The organism is Alcanivorax sp. HI0044 (genome assembly GCF_001634945.1).
The window spans coordinates 1-628 of the sequence record NZ_LWEZ01000349.1 but is presented as its reverse complement, the minus strand read 5'-3'; the positions used below and the strand labels follow the sequence as shown (position 1 = coordinate 628).

Genomic DNA, 628 nt, shown 5'->3' with positions numbered 1-628 from the left:
CGCCATTTCGGGGGTGATTGAAGAGCTGCAGGCGGGGATGCTGGAAGAGTGTGACTTCATCAAGGAGGCGGGTAATCTCAAGGCGTTTAACGTCTTCTTGCGTGATACCGGCAATTCCCAGGCCATCGCGCCAGAGCCCGTAATGTCCCATACCACTGGTAAAGTCCTGACAATGGAGCGCTTCTTTGGGGTGCCTCTGACGGACATGAATGTGCTGAAAAAGTATACCGATGACCCGGCGGGCACTCTGATTTCTGCGCTTAACACCTGGTTCTCGAGCCTGATGCTGTGCGACTTCTTCCATGCGGATGTGCATGCTGGCAATTTGATGTTATTGGAGGATGGTCGGGTAGGGTTCATCGATTTTGGTATCGTCGGGCGGATTCGGCGCGAAGCCTGGGACGGCATGGCAACCTTCTTTGATGCTATTGGCCGAGGCGATGTCCGGCAGATGGCGGAAGCCATGGCAGTGATTGGCATGACCCGTGAGGAGGTGGATGTGGCGGCGCTGGCCCGGGACATTGAGGGGCTGCAAGGCTCGCTGGGTCAGGTGGACCCGTCTTCACTGGTGCAGGCGGATCGCAATGACAAGGAAGTGAATCGGTTATTAATGGATATCGTGAAGATT

1 protein-coding gene is annotated in these 628 nt (G+C 55.7%); it reads left to right on the top strand.

Annotated elements, in window-relative coordinates; genetic code table 11:
• Nucleotides 1-628: AarF/ABC1/UbiB kinase family protein (locus tag A3730_RS31010; RefSeq protein ID WP_197477279.1), on the top strand; the 628-nt coding region annotated here is incomplete at both ends.